The sequence below is a fragment of the Streptomyces sp. NPDC001714 genome, assembly GCF_042892755.1.
In the GTDB taxonomy this organism is placed as follows: domain Bacteria; phylum Actinomycetota; class Actinomycetes; order Streptomycetales; family Streptomycetaceae; genus Streptomyces.
This window is the reverse complement of the sequence record NZ_JBIAUL010000005.1, coordinates 158,485-175,243: the sequence shown is the minus strand read 5'-3', so window position 1 is coordinate 175,243 and position 16,759 is coordinate 158,485. Positions and strand designations below refer to the sequence as shown.

Annotated in this window: 18 protein-coding genes; 5 read left to right on the top strand and 13 right to left on the bottom strand. The window is 69.6% G+C overall.

Going from position 1 to position 16,759, the window contains the following annotated elements:
- Positions 1–15 precede the first annotated feature (15 nt).
- The 3 genes from ACFY0P_RS15055 to ACFY0P_RS15045 all read right to left on the bottom strand — a co-directional run bounded on the left by ACFY0P_RS15055 (position 16) and on the right by ACFY0P_RS15045 (position 1,614).
- Complete coding sequence (locus ACFY0P_RS15055; protein WP_388911873.1) at positions 16–423, bottom strand: hypothetical protein; 408 nt, start codon at positions 421–423, stop codon at positions 16–18.
- Between the two features lie 140 nt (positions 424–563).
- Positions 564–1,301: a ribonuclease PH gene (gene rph, locus ACFY0P_RS15050; protein ID WP_351490935.1), complete on the bottom strand. Its 738-nt coding sequence runs from the start codon at positions 1,299–1,301 to the stop codon at positions 564–566.
- Positions 1,302–1,380: 79 nt separating this feature from the next.
- A complete protein-coding gene (locus ACFY0P_RS15045) occupies positions 1,381–1,614 on the bottom strand; it encodes a glucose PTS transporter subunit EIIB (RefSeq protein WP_089106674.1) in 234 nt (77 codons plus the stop codon).
- A gap of 201 nt (positions 1,615–1,815) precedes the next feature.
- Between ACFY0P_RS15045 and ACFY0P_RS15040 the strand changes: the two genes are divergently transcribed.
- Together ACFY0P_RS15040 and ACFY0P_RS15035 are read left to right on the top strand one after the other, a co-directional pair.
- Positions 1,816–3,114 (top strand): PTS transporter subunit EIIC, encoded by a 1,299-nt coding sequence (locus ACFY0P_RS15040; RefSeq protein WP_388911869.1) that lies wholly within the window; start codon positions 1,816–1,818, stop codon positions 3,112–3,114.
- Positions 3,115–3,246: 132 nt separating this feature from the next.
- On the top strand, positions 3,247–4,494 hold the full coding sequence (locus tag ACFY0P_RS15035; RefSeq protein ID WP_388911866.1) for a PTS transporter subunit EIIC: 1,248 nt from the start codon (positions 3,247–3,249) through the stop codon (positions 4,492–4,494).
- 82 nt (positions 4,495–4,576) lie between these two features.
- On the opposite strand, the gene ACFY0P_RS15030 is transcribed toward ACFY0P_RS15035, so the two are convergent.
- Positions 4,577–5,329 (bottom strand): MBL fold metallo-hydrolase, encoded by a 753-nt coding sequence (locus tag ACFY0P_RS15030; RefSeq protein ID WP_388911863.1) that lies wholly within the window; start codon positions 5,327–5,329, stop codon positions 4,577–4,579.
- A gap of 238 nt (positions 5,330–5,567) precedes the next feature.
- Between ACFY0P_RS15030 and ACFY0P_RS15025 the strand changes: the two genes are divergently transcribed.
- Positions 5,568–6,023 carry a type II toxin-antitoxin system PemK/MazF family toxin gene (locus tag ACFY0P_RS15025; RefSeq protein ID WP_388911860.1) on the top strand — a complete coding sequence of 152 codons (456 nt, stop codon included), beginning with the start codon at positions 5,568–5,570 and terminating at the stop codon, positions 6,021–6,023.
- A 17-nt stretch (positions 6,024–6,040) separates the two neighbouring features.
- Here ACFY0P_RS15025 and ACFY0P_RS15020 read toward each other — a convergent pair whose 3' ends face one another.
- The 9 genes from ACFY0P_RS15020 to clpS all read right to left on the bottom strand — a co-directional run bounded on the left by ACFY0P_RS15020 (position 6,041) and on the right by clpS (position 14,174).
- A complete protein-coding gene (locus ACFY0P_RS15020; protein WP_388911857.1) occupies positions 6,041–6,547 on the bottom strand; it encodes a hypothetical protein in 507 nt (168 codons plus the stop codon).
- A 122-nt stretch (positions 6,548–6,669) separates the two neighbouring features.
- Positions 6,670–8,748, bottom strand: a complete 2,079-nt coding sequence (locus ACFY0P_RS15015) for a putative Ig domain-containing protein (protein ID WP_388911854.1) — start codon at positions 8,746–8,748, stop codon at positions 6,670–6,672.
- Positions 8,749–8,993: 245 nt separating this feature from the next.
- Positions 8,994–9,944: a PLP-dependent cysteine synthase family protein gene (locus ACFY0P_RS15010; protein ID WP_388911851.1), complete on the bottom strand. Its 951-nt coding sequence runs from the start codon at positions 9,942–9,944 to the stop codon at positions 8,994–8,996.
- A 7-nt stretch (positions 9,945–9,951) separates the two neighbouring features.
- A complete protein-coding gene (locus tag ACFY0P_RS15005; RefSeq protein ID WP_351720166.1) occupies positions 9,952–10,230 on the bottom strand; it encodes a MoaD/ThiS family protein in 279 nt (92 codons plus the stop codon).
- Between the two features lie 85 nt (positions 10,231–10,315).
- A complete protein-coding gene (locus ACFY0P_RS15000) occupies positions 10,316–10,411 on the bottom strand; it encodes a putative leader peptide (RefSeq protein WP_345053128.1) in 96 nt (31 codons plus the stop codon).
- A gap of 468 nt (positions 10,412–10,879) precedes the next feature.
- Positions 10,880–11,302 carry a M67 family metallopeptidase gene (locus ACFY0P_RS14995; protein ID WP_351501655.1) on the bottom strand — a complete coding sequence of 141 codons (423 nt, stop codon included), beginning with the start codon at positions 11,300–11,302 and terminating at the stop codon, positions 10,880–10,882.
- Between the two features lie 134 nt (positions 11,303–11,436).
- On the bottom strand, positions 11,437–12,885 hold the full coding sequence (locus tag ACFY0P_RS14990; protein WP_388911846.1) for an amino acid permease: 1,449 nt from the start codon (positions 12,883–12,885) through the stop codon (positions 11,437–11,439).
- A 342-nt stretch (positions 12,886–13,227) separates the two neighbouring features.
- Positions 13,228–13,833, bottom strand: a complete 606-nt coding sequence (locus tag ACFY0P_RS14985) for a DUF2017 domain-containing protein (RefSeq protein WP_388911843.1) — start codon at positions 13,831–13,833, stop codon at positions 13,228–13,230.
- Between the two features lie 23 nt (positions 13,834–13,856).
- Positions 13,857–14,174 carry an ATP-dependent Clp protease adapter ClpS gene (clpS, locus tag ACFY0P_RS14980; protein WP_093502442.1) on the bottom strand — a complete coding sequence of 106 codons (318 nt, stop codon included), beginning with the start codon at positions 14,172–14,174 and terminating at the stop codon, positions 13,857–13,859.
- A gap of 58 nt (positions 14,175–14,232) precedes the next feature.
- Between clpS and ACFY0P_RS14975 the strand changes: the two genes are divergently transcribed.
- Entirely contained in the window at positions 14,233–15,579 is a 1,347-nt protein-coding gene (locus ACFY0P_RS14975) for a nicotinate phosphoribosyltransferase (protein ID WP_388911840.1), read from the top strand.
- Between the two features lie 169 nt (positions 15,580–15,748).
- Positions 15,749–16,333, top strand: a complete 585-nt coding sequence (locus ACFY0P_RS14970; protein ID WP_388911837.1) for a nicotinamidase — start codon at positions 15,749–15,751, stop codon at positions 16,331–16,333.
- Positions 16,334–16,759 lie beyond the last annotated feature (426 nt).

The window sequence follows — 16,759 nt, the reverse complement described above, 5'->3', positions numbered from 1 at the left end:
GGGTGGAGCGCCGCCTTACGGCGTGCAGACCTTGGTCAGTTCGCCGGCCGCGTCGGTGACCGGGGTGACGTCGGGGGTGGAGTCGCCGTTCCTGACGGCTGCGCGGACGCTGTCCACGGCCTGCTGGAGGTGGTCGACGGCCTTGTTGACGTCGGCGTCGTCGGTCTTGTCGCCGATCTTCCTGAGGTTCTGCTGGATGGAGTCGAGGGAGGCCTGGGTGCGGGTGGGGTCGTTCGCCGCGTTCTCCACGGCCTGCTGGAGGGCGGTGACGCTGTCGGCGATGGAGTCGGCGGTGCGGACGCAGTCCAGTGCCGTGTTGACCGAGTCGCAGCCGGCGAGGAGGGCGGTGATGAGCGCGGTGGTCGCGGCTACGGCGGCGATGGTGGTGACGCGGCGGCGCCCTCGGCGTCGGCTGGCGGCCATGGTGGTGTTTCCTCCCCGTGGTACGGCTGGCCGGGCGCACGGTTGTACGTGCCGTGCGCCCGTATTCATAGGGACGCGGGGTCGCCCGCCGGGGTTGCCCCGCCGTACCTCGGGTTTTTCCCTTCCCTTTACTTCTCCGGTTACTTCTTGAGCGCTTCTTCGAGGGCTGCCTGCTGGATGGTGGCCAGGTCGGTGCAGCCGGCGACGGCGAGGTCGAGGAGGGCGTTGAGTTCGTCGCGGGCGAAGGGTTCGGCCTCGGCGGTGCCCTGGACCTCGACGAAGCGGCCGTCGCCGGTGCAGACGACGTTCATGTCGGTCTCGGCCTTGACGTCCTCCTCGTAGCAGAGGTCGAGGAGGGGTACTCCGCCGACGATGCCGACGGAGACGGCGGAGACGGTGCCGGTCAGGGGCTGGCGGCCGGCCTTGATGAGCTTGCGTTCCCTGGCCCAGGTGACGGCGTCGGCGAGGGCGACGTAGGCGCCGGTGATGGCCGCGGTGCGGGTGCCGCCGTCGGCCTGGAGGACGTCGCAGTCGAGGACGATGGTGTTCTCGCCGAGGGCCTTGTAGTCGATGACGGCGCGCAGGGAGCGGCCGATGAGGCGGGAGATCTCGTGGGTGCGGCCGCCGATCTTGCCCTTGACGGACTCGCGGTCGCCGCGGGTGTTGGTGGCGCGGGGGAGCATGGCGTATTCCGCGGTGACCCAGCCCTCGCCGCTGCCCTTGCGCCAGCGGGGGACGCCTTCGGTGACGGAGGCGGTGCAGAAGACCTTGGTGTCGCCGAAGGAGACGAGGACGGAGCCCTCGGCGTGCTTGCTCCAGCCGCGTTCGATGGTGACCGGGCGGAGTTGTTCGGGGGTGCGGCCGTCGATTCGAGACATGGCGACGAGCCTATCCGGAGCGTGCGAAGGGGCTCTTCCCAAGGTGGGAAGAGCCCCTTTTCCGGTGAGCCGGGGAGGCTCACATCATGTCTTCGATCTCCGCGGCGATCGGGTCGGCGTCGGTGCCGATGACGACCTGGATGGCGGTGCCCATCTTGACGACGCCGTGGGCGCCGGCGGCCTTCAGGGCGGCATCGTCGACCAGCGAGGCGTCGTGGACCTCGGTGCGCAGCCGGGTGATGCAGCCTTCGATCTCGTCGATGTTCTCGATTCCGCCGAGGCCGGCGACGATCTTCTCAGCCTTGCTGGCCATGTTCCTTCTCCCTGATCCGAACCGCTTTGTCGCAGTAACCCACAGTTGGCCCATCTTTGCGAGCGGTCGTACCGCGCGTGCCGAATGATGGCGAGCAGCGCGGCGGAACCGTCTGTCGACTGGTCTACACCAGCTGGTGGGCGGTCGACAAACCCCGACGGCGACCCCGCGGTGCAGCCGAGCGGCCCGGAGGACGTGTCCATGAGTGCCGAGAGCGCCGACAGTTCGGTCAGTCCTGCACGGGAACGGTGGCATGCCCTCTTCCAGGGGCTGCAGAAGATGGGCCGCAGTCTTCAGCTGCCGATCGCGGTGCTGCCGGCCGCGGGGATCCTGAACCGGCTGGGTCAGCCCGACGTGTTCGGCGAGCAGGGGCTGGGCTGGACGGCGGTCTCCAGGGTGATGAAGGGGGCGGGCGGGGCGCTGCTCGACGGTTCGGTCGGGTTGCCGCTGCTGTTCTGTGTCGGGGTCGCGATCGGGATGGCGAAGAAGGCGGACGGTTCGACGGCGCTGGCGGCGGTGGCGGGCTTTCTCGTCTATTACGGGGTGCTGCACCAGTTTCCGGAGGACTGTCCGGGCGGGTCGAGGACCTTGCCGGGGATCGGGTGCCAGGTGAGCGACGGGACGGTGTCGTCGTTCACGTTCCAGAATCCGGGGGTGTTCGGCGGGATCGCGCTGGGGCTGCTGACCGCGTTCTTCTGGGCGCGGTACCACCGGACGAGGCTGGTGGACTGGCTGGGGTTCTTCAACGGGCGGCGGCTGGTCCCGATCGTCATGTCGTTCGTGGCCATCGTGTTCGCCGTGGTGTGCCTGTGGGTCTGGCCGCCGATCGGCAGTGGTCTGGAGAGTTTCAGTCACTGGCTGCGGGAGGCGGGGGCGTGGGGTGCGGGGGTGTTCGGGCTTGCGAACCGGGCGTTGCTGGTGGTGGGGCTGCACCAGTTCCTGAACGTGCCCATCTGGTTCCAGTTCGGCAGTTACACCACGCCGGACGGGCAGACGGTGCACGGTGACATCAACATGTTCCTGGCGGGTGATCCGAACGCGGGTCAGTTCACGTCGGGGTTCTTTCCGATCATGATGTTCGCGCTGCCGGCCGCCGCGCTCGCGATCACGCACTGTGCGAAGCCGCATCGGCGCAAGGAGATCGGCGGTCTGATGCTGTCGGTGGCGCTGACGTCGTTCGTCACGGGCATCACCGAGCCCATCGAGTACTCGTTCATGTTCGTCGCGCCGCTGCTGTACGCGGTGCACGCGGTGCTGACGGGGGTGTCGATGGCGGTGACGTGGGGTCTTGGGGTGCACGACGGGTTCAGTTTCTCGGCGGGGCTCATCGACTACGTCATCAACTGGAAGCTGGCGACGCGGCCTTGGGCGATCGTTCCGATCGGTCTGTGCTTCGCGGCGGCCTATTACGTGATCTTCCGGTTCGCGATCACGCGGTTCGATCTCAAGACCCCGGGCAGGGAGCCGGAGGACGAGGTGGAGGACGTCACCGGGGCTTGAGCAGCCTGTGGCCGAAAGGCATACGCCGCGTAGCGCTCCGGTTGCGGAATTGACGGGTTCCTTATATCGCCCCCATCGTGTACAACAGGTCTACACCACTGAGTGGTGTAGACCACCACCGATGGAGGAAGTATGACAACCGCCACCGCGACGGCGGCCCCCACAAAGAAGTGGGGATCCGGTCTTTTCCAGGGCCTGCAGAAGGTCGGCCGCAGCCTTCAGCTCCCCATCGCCGTGCTGCCGGCGGCGGGTCTGCTGCTCCGCTTCGGTCAGCAGGACATCCACGACAAGCTGCACCTGCCCGACAAGGTCACGGCGGTCTTCGCCACGGCGGGCGGCGCGATCTTCGACAACCTCCCGCTGCTGTTCTGCGTCGGTGTCGCGATCGGCTTCGCCAAGAAGGCCGACGGCTCCACCGCCCTGGCCGCCCTGGTCGGCTTCCTGGTCTACAAGAACGTGCTCACCGCGTTCCCCGTCACCGAGGCCAAGGTCCAGGCGGGTGCGGACGTGGCCGCCACCTACAACAACCCCGGTGTGCTCGGCGGCCTGGTGATGGGTCTGCTGGGCGCGGTGGTCTGGCAGCGCTTCCATCGGACCAGGCTGGTGGACTGGCTCGGCTTCTTCAACGGCCGCCGGCTCGTCCCGATCATCATGGCCTTCGTCGGCACGGTGATGGGTGTCTTCTTCGGCCTGGTCTGGAAGCCCATCGGTGACGGCATCTCCGACTTCGGCAAGTGGATCACCGGTCTCGGCGCCCTCGGTGCCGGTCTGTTCGGCCTGATCAACCGTGCGCTGATCCCGGTCGGCATGCACCAGTTCGTGAACACGGTCTCCTGGTTCCAGATCGGCGACTACAAGACCGCGTCCGGCACGATCGTCCACGGTGACCTCACCCGCTTCTTCGCCGGTGACCCGACGGCCGGTCAGTTCATGTCCGGCTTCTTCCCCATCATGATGTTCGGCCTCCCGGCCGCCGCCCTGGCCATCGCGCACACCGCCCGCCCGGAGCGCCGCGCGGCCGTGATGGGCATGATGCTGTCGATGGCGCTGACCTCCTTCGTGACCGGTGTGACCGAGCCGATCGAGTTCACGTTCATGTTCATCGCGCCGCTGCTGTACGTGATCCACGCGGTGCTCACCGCCCTGTCCATGGCGATCACCTGGGCGCTCGGGGTGCACGCGGGCTTCACCTTCTCCGCGGGTGTCATCGACTACATACTCAACTGGAACCTGGCGACCAAGCCCTGGCTGATCATCCCGATCGGCCTGGTGTTCGGAGCGATCTACTACTTCGTCTTCCGCTTCGCCATCATCCGCTTCAACCTCCCCACCCCGGGCCGCGAGCCCGAGGAGGAGATCGAGGACCTCACGAAGGCGTGAGTCCCGGCAGCACCCGTGAAGAAGGCCCCCGCGGCGGCGGGGGCCTTCTTCACGTCGTACGGCCCTGAACGCCGTACGCGCGTCAGATCTCGTACGTCGCCCTCGGTGCCGCGAGATCCACCGGGCCGTCGAAGACCTCGCGGGCGTCGGCGAGGTTGACGGCGGGGTCGGTCCACGGCGGGATGTGGGTGAGGACCAGGCGGCGGGCGCCGGCGCGGGCCGCGGTCTCGCCGGCCTCGCGGCCGTTGAGGTGCAGGTCCGGGATGTTCTCCTTGCCGTGCGTGAAGGCGGCCTCGCACAGGAACAGGTCGGTCTCCCGGGCCAGATCCTCCAGCACCGGGGTGACGCCGGTGTCGCCCGAGTACGTCAGGGACTTCCCGGCGTGCTCGACGCGGATGCCGTACGCCTCCACGGGGTGGCGGACCCGCTCGGTGTGGACCGTGAAGGGGCCGACGTCGAACGTGGACGGCTTGACCGTGTGGAAGTCGAAGACCTCGCTCATCGAGGAGGCGGTGGGGGTGTCGGCGTAGGCGGTGGTGAGCCGGTGCTCGGTGCCCTCGGGGCCGTAGACCGGGATCGGGGGGCACGGTCCGCCGTCGTGGCGGTAGTAGCGCGCCACGAAGTAGGCGCACATGTCGATGCAGTGGTCGGCGTGCAGATGGCTCAGGAAGATCGCGTCGAGGTCGTAGAGACCGCAGTGGCGCTGCAACTCGCCCAGGGCGCCGTTGCCCATGTCGAGGAGCAGCCGGAAGCCGTCGGCCTCTACGAGGTAGCTCGAGCAGGCCGATTCCGCGGACGGGAACGACCCCGAGCAGCCGACGACGGTGAGCTTCATGAAGCAGAAACCTCCGTTGGCGGAAACCCAGATGCGCTGGGAACCGGAGTCGGGAAAAAGGGCATGACGGGGGTCGTGCGGGCTTGTCGAGCGTAAGGCGCAAAAGAGCCGGTCGCTCCTCCGCCAGGGGCCGTTGTGGGCGAACTCACCTGTGCTGTCACCGGTTCGGCTGGACTGAGGGCGCATGAGGATCGCGTAAGGGCGCGCGTCGATTATCTCGCGCCGGTAACGTCGTCGTATGGACACGTCATGGTGGCTCGCGCTCGCGGCGGTCGTCCTGCTGGCGCTGGTCGCCACGCTCGTCGACGGCTGGGGCAGAGGCCACCGCCCGCGCGGGCAGCGCACCCGCCCGCCGGGACATCCGCGCGGCACGCGCACGCAGACCGGACGGCCCCATCCGGGGGACATCTGGTGGGCCAACGTCCCCTACGAGGACGGTCCCGGCGCCAAGGACCGGCCGTGCCTGGTGCTGGCCGTGCACGGCAACCGGGCGACGATCGCGAAGATCACCAGCAAGTACCACGACGAGCGCGCCGGGGTGATCCCGCTGCCGCCCGGCTCGGTCGGGGACGCCCAGGGCCGGCCGAGCTTCCTGGAGACGGACGAGCTGCGGGAGATCTCGGTGTGGGAGTTCCGGCGCCGGGTGGGCGTGGTCGACCCGGTGCTGTGGGACCAGGTGCGGCATCTCGCGTAGGGCTGCCGCCGGCCGGCTCAGCTCACCTTCACGATGACCTTCCACTCCTGGATCCCCTTGCAGGAGACCCCGCCGGGCGAGGTGGGCTGGGCGCACAGCGGTCGGGTGGAGGAGAGGGTGACGGTGCCGGGGGCGACCGCCCGGTAGGCGGATCCGGCGTCGCCGCCGCGGAGCATGATCCCGTAGTTGATCTCCTTCAGGGCGGCGGTGTCCCCGGCCGCGGCGATCTTCTTCCAGGGTCGCTGCTCGGAGCCGGTCAGGGTGATCCGCAAGGTGCCGCCCTGGGCCAGGCAGAAGGCACGGCCGCTGTCGGCGGCGGTGAGCTCGGCGGTCAGGGGCGTGCAGCCGGCGGAGGAGCCACCGGTGGCCGGGGCCGAGGGCGATGCCGATGTCGGTGTCGTCGTCGGTTTCGGGGACACCCCGCCGCCGCCCTTGTCCCCGCCCCCGCTCTGCGAGCCGCAGCCCGCCAGCAGGAGCAGGCTCGCCGCGGCGAGAGACGCGCGGTGGAACGTCGTACGGCGCATGGGGTGTCCGCCTTTCCGTCGGGGAACGGACCCTTGGTGCCGATATGACGTATCCGCCCCTCGTACGGATCCCGCACCCGGACGGCTTCCGGGTGCGGGATCCGGTCAGTTCACGGGCGGGGTCAGCCGGTCGTGACGGCGGTGTCGTCGACGACGAAGCTGGTCTGGAGCGAGGAGTCCTCGACACCGCTGAACTTCAGGGTGACGGTCGAGCCCGCGTAGGACCCGAGGCTGAAGGACTTCTGCACGTACCCGGAGGCCGCGTTGAGGTTGGAGTACGTGGCCAGGGTGGTCGAACCGGCGGTGACCGTCAGCTTGTCGTACTGGGTGCTGGTGGTGGTCTCGGCCGTGTCGATGTGCAGGTAGAAGGTGAACGTGGTGGCGGTGCAGCCGGACGGGATCGTCACCGACTGGGACAGCGTGTCGGTGTGCGAGGAGCCGTAGCCGTCGAGCCACGCCTTGTACGAGCCCGCGTGGGCCGCCTCGCTGCTGGAGTTGGTGATGACACCGCTGGAGGCCGTCCAGGTGGTGTTGCCCGACTCGAAGCCCGGGTTGCCCAGCAGCTGCGTGGAGGTGCAGGTGCCGCCGCCGCTGGTGCTGACGGTCCAGGTGAAGGAGGCCGAGCCGGAGGCGCCGGTGGAGTCGGTCGCGGTGACGGTGGTGCTGTAGGTGCCCGCGGTGGACGCCGTGCCGGAGATCAGGCCGGTGGAGCTGGAGATGGACAGGCCGGTGGGCAGGCCGCTGGCGCTGTAGGTGAGGGTCGCGCCCGCGCTGTCGGAGGCCGAGATCTGCAGGCTGACCGAGGAGCCGGTGGCGGTGGACTGGCTGCCGGGGTTGGTGACGGTCACCGTGTTGCCGGTGCTGGTGCCGGAGGTGAAGGCGGCGGTGCCGTTCGGGGTGCCCCAGCCGGTCGGGCCGTCGTAGCCGGTGCCGGCGGTGCAGAAGTACGAGGTGGAGCAGGAGCCGTTGTTGCCGCTGGTGACGTCGTACAGGTTGCTGGTGTGCGAGTACGGGTACTTCGCCGGGTAGTCGCTGGAGCCCGGGGTGCCCGCGAGGGCGTACACACCGGCGATGATCGGCGAGGAGGCACTCGTACCGCCGTAGACCGCCCAGCCGGAGCCGCCGTAGGTGTCGTAGACCGCCACACCGGTGGCCGGGTCGGCGACCGCGGAGACGTCGGACTCCATGCGCTTGGTGCAGCCGGTGTCGGTCTGCCAGCTCGGCTTCGAGTCGTAGGCGGAGCAGCCGGAGCCGGTGCCCTCGGTGGAGCTGGTCTTCCACACGGACTCGGTCCAGCCGCGGGTGCTGGAGGAGGTGGAGAGCGCGGTGCCGCCGACGGCGGTCACGTACTGGGAGGTCGCCGGGTACTCGGCGCCGTAGCCGCTGTCACCGGCGGAGACGGTGATCGCCACACCCGGGTGCTTGAAGTAGGAGGTGTCCTCGCTGGTCTGCGAGGAGGACTCGGAGCCGCCCCAGCTGTTGGAGACGAACTTGGCGCCGAGCGCGACGGCCTCGTTCTCGGCGGTGCCGAGGTCGGAGTCGGTGGCGGAGTTGGCCTCGACGAGGATGATGTTGCAGTTCGGGCAGACGGCGCTGACCATGTCGATGTCGAGCGCTTCCTCGCCGGCCCAGCCGGAGTCGTTCGACGGCAGCGAGGTCGTCGAACCGGTCTGGCTGACCTGCTTGAAGCAGCCGTTGGCGACGGTGCACGCCGACAGGCCGTAGGTGGAGCGGTAAGTGGCCAGGTCCGAGGCCGCGTTCGGGTCGTTGTAGGCGTCGACCACGGCGACGGTCAGGCCGGAACCGCCCGTGGAGGGCAGGTTGTAGGCGCTGTGCAGGTTGGTCGGGCTCAGGCCGGAGGGGGCGGCGGCGAGCGCGGAGGCCAGCTGCTGCTTGATGTCGGTGCGGCGCTGCGCGAAGCAGCTGACCTCACCGGGCTTGCTGACGGTGGCGCACAGGTGCTTGGTGGGCACCTTCTGTCCGGCCTTGCCGGTGCTGTGCACGGCCTGCCGGGCGGGGTCGGTGAGGGCCTTGGCGTTCTGGGCGGCCCGGGTGGTCTGGGCGGTGGCCCGGGGGGCGACGGCGTGTGGCGATGCCTGTGCCTGTGCGGTCGGTGCCGCCACGAAACCGGAGACGGCGAGGGCGAGGGCGGGGAACGCGAAGGCCAGAAGTCTTCGCAGGCTCCGTCGTGATTCACGCATGGGGGTACTGCCTCCATCGGTGGGGTTACAAGGCAGGCCCGTGACGCGCGTAGCGGCGGCAGAGTGCGCGATCATGAGCATGACACTTCGAACACCCTGGGATGCCGAGGAGCGTGGCATGACAGGACGGTGAGGAACCTAGCGGGGTTCACGGGGGACCGGTTCCCCCGGACGAAGATCTTTGCCGCGCCATAGGCAGCGCTTAGCCCCCTCATAGAGGGGGGTTGGCGCGTACATGATGAGGGCTATGCCCAGAGCTGACCCTGCAGGGTCTCGATGGCTTCCTCGGTGGTCGCGGCGGTGTACACGCCGGTCGACAGGTACTTCCAGCCGCCGTCGGCGACGACGAACACGATGTCCGCGCTCTCCCCGGCCTGTACGGCCTTCTTCCCGACGCCGATCGCGGCGTGCAGGGCGGCGCCGGTGGAGATGCCCGCGAAGATGCCCTCCTGCTGGAGGAGGTCCCGGGTCCGGGTCACGGCGTCCGCGGAGCCGACGGAGTAGCGGGTGGTGAGCACGGAGGCGTCGTACAGCTCGGGCACGAAGCCCTCGTCGAGGTTCCTCAGCCCGTACACGAGGTCGTCGTACCGCGGTTCGGCGGCGACGATCTTCACCTCGGGCTTGTGCTCCCGCAGATACCGCCCGACGCCCATCAGCGTGCCGGTCGTCCCGAGCCCCGCGACGAAGTGCGTGACGGACGGCAGGTCGGCGAGGATCTCCGGGCCGGTCGTCGCGTAGTGCGCACCGGCGTTGTCCGGGTTGCCGTACTGGTAGAGCATCACCCAGTCGGGATGCTCGGCGGACAGTTCCTTCGCCACGCGTACGGCGGTGTTGGAACCGCCCGCGGCCGGGCTGGAGATGATCTCCGCGCCCCACATGCCCAGCAGGTCCCGGCGCTCCTGGGAGGTGTTCTCGGGCATCACGCAGACCATGCGGTAGCCCTTGAGCTTGGCGGCCATCGCCAGCGAGATGCCGGTGTTGCCCGACGTCGGCTCCAGGATGGTGCAGCCGGGGGTGAGCCGGCCGTCCTTCTCCGCCTGCTCGATCATGTGCAGGGCGGGACGGTCCTTGACCGAGCCGGTCGGGTTGCGGTCCTCCAGCTTGGCCCAGATCCGGACCTCGGCGGACGGCGAGAGCCGCGGCAGGCACACCAGGGGGGTGTTGCCGACCGCGGCCAACGGGGAGTCGTAGCGCATACCGATCTCAGGCCATGCCGCCGGCGACCGCCGGCAGGATCGTCACGGTGTCGCCGTCGGTGAGCTTGGTGTTGATGCCGTCGACGAACCGGACGTCCTCGTCGTTCAGGTACACGTTCACGAAGCGGCGCAGCTTGCCGTCGTCCACGATGCGGGCGTGGATGCCGGCGTGCCGGGTCTCGAGGTCGTTGAAGAGGTCGGCGAGGGTGTCACCGCTGCCCTCCACCGCCTTCTGACCGTCGGTGTACTGGCGGAGGATGGTCGGGATGCGGACCTCGATGGCCATGGCTCAGGGCTCCTGTCGGAAAGTCTGGGTAGGTGGGCGCGCAGCGGCACGCCGCGGCTCACGGCCGTACGGCGGCAGGCGAACGTCAACAGATGGCGCTGTTCAGCCTGCACAGGTCGACGTGCAGCCGCGCCACGAGCAGCATGCCCGGCGCCTTGTCGCTCACGTCGTTCAGAACCATGGGCTCATCGTATCGATTCCCGGTACCGATTCCGGAGTGTGATTCCACATGCCGGACACTTTTCGGCCGAAGGATGAGATGCCCTATTCAGGAGCATGGGGAACTGCGCGACCGGCCCCCGCCGCGGCGGAAAGAGGCGCACCAGGGCTGAACGCTGAACATTGAGCGCCGGGCAGTGCAGCCGCCCCAGGGGCGCGGGGAACTGCGCGACCGGCCCCCACCGACCCGCAGACACCCACCGGCCGGTCCGGCACCGCCGAAATCCACCGCCGCGGCTGACTGAACATTGAGCGCCGGGCAGTGCAGCCGACCCAGGGGCGCGGGGAACTGCGCGACCGGCCCCCGCCGGCCCGCAGGCACCCACCGGCCGGTTCGGCGCCTCCGGAGTCCGCCGTCGGGGCTGGGCGCCGTTGCGGCGGAGTAGTTGCGGTGAGCGGCGGAGAAGCGCAGGCGTCGGCTCGCCGGAGGTCAGTACGCCTCGACGATCCTCACCTCCTCCTCCGTCACCTCGCCCTCCACGATGCGGTAGGAGCGGAACTGGAAGTCGCCGAGGCCGTCGGTGTCGGCGGTGGAGACGAGGACGTAGTGGGCGCCGGGCTCGTTCGCGTAGCTGATGTCGGTGCGCGAGGGGTACGCCTCCGTCGCCGTGTGGGAGTGGTAGACGACCACCGGCTCCTCGTCGCGGTCGTCCATCTCCCGGTACAGCTTGAGGAGGTCGCCGGAGTCGAACTCGTAGAACGTCGGCGACATCGCCGCGTTCAGCATCGGGATGAACCGCTCGGGGCGGTCCGAGCCCGCCGGGCCGGCGACGACGCCGCACGCCTCGTCGGGGTGGTCCTTGCGCGCGTGGGCGACGATCTGGTCGACGAGGGCCTGGGTGATGGTCAGCATGGTGGCCAGGATAAGCAAGGGGCCGTCCCGTACCGAAGGCTGGTACGGGACGGCCCGGATGCCGGACGCCCTGAGCGGCTGCCGCGAGGGGGCGCCACGAGTGCTCCCCGCGGCGGGCGTCCCGGAGGGGGTGGTCAGTTCACTTTCTGCAGCGGTGCCGGCTCACGGCGCTCGGCGACCTCGGGATTGCGGTTCTTCAGCACCAGCCAGCCGACGCCGAGCGCGGCGGCCCAGCCGGCCATCACGTACAGGCAGACGCGGGAGTCGGCGTCGTACGCGATCAGGCAGGTGACGAAGAGGAGGAAGGCGATGGCGATCCAGCTGCACACCGCGCCGCCCGGCGCCGGGAAGGAGGAGGCCGGCAGGCGGCCGGAGTCGACCGCGCGGCGGTAGAGGACGTGGCTGATCAGGATCATCAGCCAGGTCCAGATGCCGGCCGCGGTGGCGACGGAGGTGACGTAGCCGAACGCCTTCTCCGGGACGACGTAGTTGAGGACCACGCCGATGCCCATGAAGAGGACCGAGACGGTGATGCCGAGCGCCGGGGTCTTCGACGCGGACAGCTTGCGGAACACGGCCGGGGCCTCGCCGCTGTCGGCCAGGTTCCGCAGCATGCGGCCCGTGGAGTACATGCCGGAGTTGCAGGAGGACAGCGCGGCGGTGAGGACCACGAAGTTGACGATGCCGGCGCCGGCCGGGATGCCGATCTTCGCGAACGCGGCCACGAAGGGGCTGACGCCCGGGGCGAACTCCGTCCACTTCACGACGCAGAGGATCACCGTGAGCGCGCCGACGTAGAAGAGGGCGATGCGCCAGGGGAGGGTGTTGATCGCCTTGGGGAGGGTCTTCTCCGGGTTCTCCGACTCGCCGGCGGTGACGCCGACCAGTTCGACCGCGAGGTAGGCGAACATGACGCCCTGAAGGGTCATCAGGGAGGAGCCGACGCCCTTGGGGAAGAAGCCGTCGAACTGGTAGAGGTTCGCGACCGACGCGGTGTCACCGGCGGCGCTGAAGCCGAAGGTGAGGACGCCGAGACCGATCACGATCATGCCGATCAGGGCGGTGACCTTGACCATGGAGAACCAGAACTCCAGCTCTCCGAAGACCTTCACGGAGATCAGGTTGACCCCGAAGAGGATCACCAGGAAGACCAGCGCGGTCACCCACTGCGGGACCTGCGGGAACCAGTAGTTCACGTAGATCGCGGCGGCCGTCAGCTCGGCCATACCGGTGACGACCCACATCAGCCAGTACGTCCAGCCGGTGAAGTAGCCGAAGAACGGGCCGAGGAACTCGCGGGAGTACTCGGCGAAGGAGCCGGAGACCGGGCGGTAGAGCAGGAGCTCACCGAGGGCCCGCATGATGAAGAAGATGATGCCGCCGGCGAGGGCGTACATCAGGATGAGACTGGGACCGGCCTTGGCGATGTTCGCCCCGGCTCCCAGGAAGAGCCCGACGCCGATGGCGCCGCCGATGGCGATCATCTGGACCTGGCGGCTGCCGAGCCCGCGCTCGTACCCCTCTTCGGAGGCTTCGGAGGAATCCGTGGAATTCCCCGACGTGTCGACCTGAGCGGAGGTCATGTGTGGTGTGCGCCTTTCTCCATGCCGACCCGGGCCTCTCGTCGGCCTCGGATCGGGTTTCGATCCCCCCGGATTGCTGGAGCGGTGCCTGACCGGTGGTGGCCGGTTCGGTGGCGCACCCGGCGTACACGTGGGTGGTGTTCGCCGGGCGGTCGTGAAGATTTATCACGGCCGCAACGCTGATCACCGGGTTCCGCCGAGAGGGATTGTGGCGCACACCACTGGAAGAAGCGGACAAAGCGCGACCGAAAATGTCATACCAGGCCGCAACGGTGACGGGATCGTTATCCGGATTTGAGCGTCCTCTGAGCGAACGCGAAACCGGGACGTAATCGGGACGGATTACGGCATAAGGGTCGCGACCAGGGTCTCCTGGAGGCCGCCGAGCCACAGGTACGCCATCACCATCGGCTTGCGCGGGTCCTCGTCCGGGAGCCGGTAGAGGAGGTCGGTGTCGTCCTCGTCGGTGATCTCGAGACGGGAGCCGATCGCGAGGCGCAGGTCGGTGAGGGCGCCGAGCCACTGCCGGGAATCCTCGGGCGCCAGCTTGAGGACCGCCTCGCCCTTCTCCCCCGGAGTGAGGGCGTCGAGGGACCGGATCACCGCGAGGGCGCTCTCCCGCTTGCCGGCCCTGAGGTCGTTCTCGGTGTAGCGGCGGAACTCGGCGGAGTGCGCCTGCTGCTCCGCGGCCTCCTCCGGGTCCTGCGGGAGCCGCTCCGGGTCGCAGTAGGCGTCCGGGAAGAGCCGGCGCAGCACCGGGTCGGCGGGCGCCTCGCTCGGGCCCTCGGCGAACAGCTCGGCGAGCGGGTCGTCGGGGGCGTCCTCGGCGGGGCCGGGACCGATGAGCTCCAGGAGCTGGACGGCCAGCGACCGGATGATGGAGATCTCGACGTCGTCGAGGGCGACGGCCGCGCCGCCGCCGGGGAGCGGTTCGAAGATTCCTGGCATGGAGAGGATTCGCTGCTTCCGGTCTACTTGCGGTCCTGCTGGAGGGTGGCCCACAGGCCGTAGCCGTGCATCGCCTGCACGTCGCGTTCCATCTCCTCGCGGGTGCCGCTGGAGACGACCGCCCGGCCCTTGTGGTGGACGTCCAGCATGAGCTTGGTGGCCTTGTCCTTGGGATAGCCGAAGTACGTCTGGAAGACGTACGTCACGTAGCTCATGAGGTTGACGGGATCGTTGTGCACGAGCGTGATCCACGGGACGTCCGGCTCGGGGACGGCGAAGGCCTCCTCCGCCGACTCGGTGCGTTCGATCTCTACGGGAGCGGGTGACGTCACAAGGCCCATGCTGCCACGCGGGCCCTAAATCGTCACACTGACGCAAAGGGGTGTAGCATCCACAGTCATGAACACAGCGGACCTTGGGCTGCCGGTGGATGTTCCCTCGACGGCGCTCTTCACTGACCAGTACGAGCTGACGATGCTGCAGGCCGCCCTGAAGGCGGGTACGGCCGAGCGGCGCAGCGTCTTCGAGGTCTTCACCCGGCGGCTGCCGGAGGGGCGGCGCTACGGCGTCGTGGCGGGCACCGGGCGTGTCCTGGACGCGGTCGAGAACTTCCGCTTCGACACGGACGTCCTCGACTTCCTGGCGGAGCGGAACATCGTCGACGGGCCGACCCTCAAGTGGCTCGCCGGCTACCGCTTCAGCGGCGACATCTGGGGCTACCCCGAGGGCGAGGTCTACTTCCCGGGCTCGCCGATCATGCGGGTCGAGGGCTCGTTCGCCGAGTGCGTGCTCCTGGAGACCGTGATCCTCTCCATCCTCAACCACGACTCCGCGATCGCGGCCGCCGCCTCCCGGATGTCCTCGGCCGCCGGGGACCGCCCGCTGATCGAGATGGGCGCCCGCCGCACCCACGAGCTGGGCGCCGTCGCCGCCTCGCGCGCCGCCTACGTCGGCGGTTTCGCCACCACCTCCGACCTCGCCGCCGGCTTCCGCTACGGCATCCCCACCGTCGGCACCTCCGCCCACGCCTTCACCCTGCTCCACGACCACGAGCGGGACGCCTTCCGGGCCCAGGTCGACTCGCTCGGCCGGGGCACCACCCTGCTGGTCGACACCTACGACGTCGCCGAGGCGGTCCGTACGGCCGTGGAGGTGGCCGGGCCCGAGCTGGGTGCCGTCCGCATCGACTCCGGCGACCTGCTGCTGGTCGCCCACCAGGTGCGCCGGCAACTGGACGAGCTGGGCGCGACGCACACGAGGATCACCGTGACCTCCGACCTCGACGAGTACGCCATCGCCTCGCTCGCCGCCGCCCCCGTGGACGCGTACGGCGTCGGCACCCAGCTGGTGACCGGCTCGGGGCACCCCACCTGCTCCATGGTCTACAAGCTGGTCGCCCGCGCCGAGTCCGCCGACCCGAAGGCGCCGCTGGTGCCGGTGGCGAAGAAGTCCACCGGCGGCAAGACGTCCGTCGGCGGCCGCAAGTGGGCGGCGCGGCGGCTGGACGCCGACGGGGTGGCGGAGGCCGAGGTCGTCGGCACCGGCGAGATCCCGGCCGACCTGGTCGACCGGCAGCTGCTGATCGAACTCGTGAAGTCCGGCGAGGTCGTCGCCCGCGAACCCCTGGACGCGCCGCGCGCCCGGCACCAGGCGGCGCGGGCGAATCTGCCGCTCTCCGCGACGCAGCTCTCGCGCGGGGAACCCGTCATTCCGACGGAGTACGTGCAGGGGCGCTCGGGTAGCTAGAGCGGGTGCCCGCGTACGCGCCCCGCAAAGCCCCCTCCCCTACGCCCCCGTAAGTCTCTACGCTCGGAGGTTCAGGCCGGGCCCGCACCCCTTCTTTCCGCGTCTCCCCCGTCGACGGACCCGCTATCTAAGTCGACGGACCCGCTATCTAAAGCGAAGGACACCCACCATGCGCCGCGCCTTGATCGTCGTCGATGTGCAGAACGACTTCTGCGAGGGGGGCAGCCTCGCGGTGTCCGGAGGGGCCGATGTGGCCGCCGCGATCACGGAGCTGATCGGGCAGGCGCCCGCCGGCTACCGCCACGTGGTGGCGACCCGCGACCACCACATCGCGCCCGGCGGCCACTTCGCGGACAACCCCGACTACGTCCACAGCTGGCCGGCGCACTGTGTCGCCGGCACGGAGGGCGTGGGCTTCCATCCGAACTTCGCCCCGGCGGTCGCCTCCGGCGCGGTGGACGCGGTGTTCAGCAAGGGGGCGTACTCCGCGGCCTACAGCGGCTTTCAGGGCGTCGACGAGAACGGCGTCAAGCTGGCGGAGTGGCTGCGGGCCCGGAAGATCGACGAGGTGGACGTGGTGGGGATCGCGACCGACCACTGTGTGCGGGCTACCGCCCTGGACGCCGCGAAAGAGGGCTTCCGCACTCAGGTCCTCCTCGACCTCACGGCAGGCGTGGCCGAGGCCACCACAGAACGCGCCCTCGAAGAACTCCGCGAAGCAGGGGTAGAACTCACCGGCAAGCCAGTGGTCTGACCCCCGCCCCCCTCCGCCCGCACCACCCCGTACCCGCCCGGACCTTTTTCCGCCAGTCACATTGATTTCCGCCGCAGCGGCGCTCAGCCACGACGGCGGATCTCGGCGGTGCCGGACCGGCCGGTGGGCACCTGCGGGCCGGTGGGGGCCGATCGCGCAGTTCCCCGCGCCCCCGGGTCGGCTGCACAGCCCGGCGCTTGTGACCCTCTTTCCGCCGCAGCGGCGCTCAGCCACGACGGCGGATCTCGGCGGTGCCGGACCGGCCGGTGGGCACCTGCGGGCCGGTGGGGGCCGGTCGCGCAGTTCCCCGCGCCCCCGGGTGGGCTGCACTGCCCGGCGCTTGTGACCCTCTTTCCGCCGCAGCGGCGCTCAGCCACGACGGCGGATCTCGGCGGTGCCGGACCGGCCGGTGGGCACCTGCGGGCC

Excerpts from the sequence above, each read along its gene's own strand:
- ACFY0P_RS15010 (WP_388911851.1), bottom strand. The coding sequence starts at position 9,944 with ATGCGCTACGACTCCCCGTTGGCCGCGGTCGGCAACACCCCCCTGGTG.
- ACFY0P_RS15015 (WP_388911854.1), bottom strand. The coding sequence starts at position 8,748 with ATGCGTGAATCACGACGGAGCCTGCGAAGACTTCTGGCCTTCGCGTTC.
- ACFY0P_RS15020 (WP_388911857.1), bottom strand. The coding sequence starts at position 6,547 with ATGCGCCGTACGACGTTCCACCGCGCGTCTCTCGCCGCGGCGAGCCTG.
- ACFY0P_RS14970 (WP_388911837.1), top strand. The coding sequence starts at position 15,749 with ATGCGCCGCGCCTTGATCGTCGTCGATGTGCAGAACGACTTCTGCGAG.
- ACFY0P_RS15005 (WP_351720166.1), bottom strand. The coding sequence starts at position 10,230 with ATGGCCATCGAGGTCCGCATCCCGACCATCCTCCGCCAGTACACCGAC.
- ACFY0P_RS15045 (WP_089106674.1), bottom strand. The coding sequence starts at position 1,614 with ATGGCCAGCAAGGCTGAGAAGATCGTCGCCGGCCTCGGCGGAATCGAG.
- ACFY0P_RS15025 (WP_388911860.1), top strand. The coding sequence starts at position 5,568 with ATGGACACGTCATGGTGGCTCGCGCTCGCGGCGGTCGTCCTGCTGGCG.
- ACFY0P_RS14975 (WP_388911840.1), top strand. The coding sequence starts at position 14,233 with ATGAACACAGCGGACCTTGGGCTGCCGGTGGATGTTCCCTCGACGGCG.
- ACFY0P_RS14995 (WP_351501655.1), bottom strand. The coding sequence starts at position 11,302 with ATGCTGACCATCACCCAGGCCCTCGTCGACCAGATCGTCGCCCACGCG.
- ACFY0P_RS15055 (WP_388911873.1), bottom strand. The coding sequence starts at position 423 with ATGGCCGCCAGCCGACGCCGAGGGCGCCGCCGCGTCACCACCATCGCC.
- ACFY0P_RS15035 (WP_388911866.1), top strand. The coding sequence starts at position 3,247 with ATGACAACCGCCACCGCGACGGCGGCCCCCACAAAGAAGTGGGGATCC.
- ACFY0P_RS15030 (WP_388911863.1), bottom strand. The coding sequence starts at position 5,329 with ATGAAGCTCACCGTCGTCGGCTGCTCGGGGTCGTTCCCGTCCGCGGAA.
- ACFY0P_RS14990 (WP_388911846.1), bottom strand. The coding sequence starts at position 12,885 with ATGACCTCCGCTCAGGTCGACACGTCGGGGAATTCCACGGATTCCTCC.
- clpS (WP_093502442.1), bottom strand. The coding sequence starts at position 14,174 with ATGGGCCTTGTGACGTCACCCGCTCCCGTAGAGATCGAACGCACCGAG.
- ACFY0P_RS15040 (WP_388911869.1), top strand. The coding sequence starts at position 1,816 with ATGAGTGCCGAGAGCGCCGACAGTTCGGTCAGTCCTGCACGGGAACGG.
- ACFY0P_RS14985 (WP_388911843.1), bottom strand. The coding sequence starts at position 13,833 with ATGCCAGGAATCTTCGAACCGCTCCCCGGCGGCGGCGCGGCCGTCGCC.
- rph (WP_351490935.1), bottom strand. The coding sequence starts at position 1,301 with ATGTCTCGAATCGACGGCCGCACCCCCGAACAACTCCGCCCGGTCACC.
- ACFY0P_RS15000 (WP_345053128.1), bottom strand. The coding sequence starts at position 10,411 with ATGGTTCTGAACGACGTGAGCGACAAGGCGCCGGGCATGCTGCTCGTG.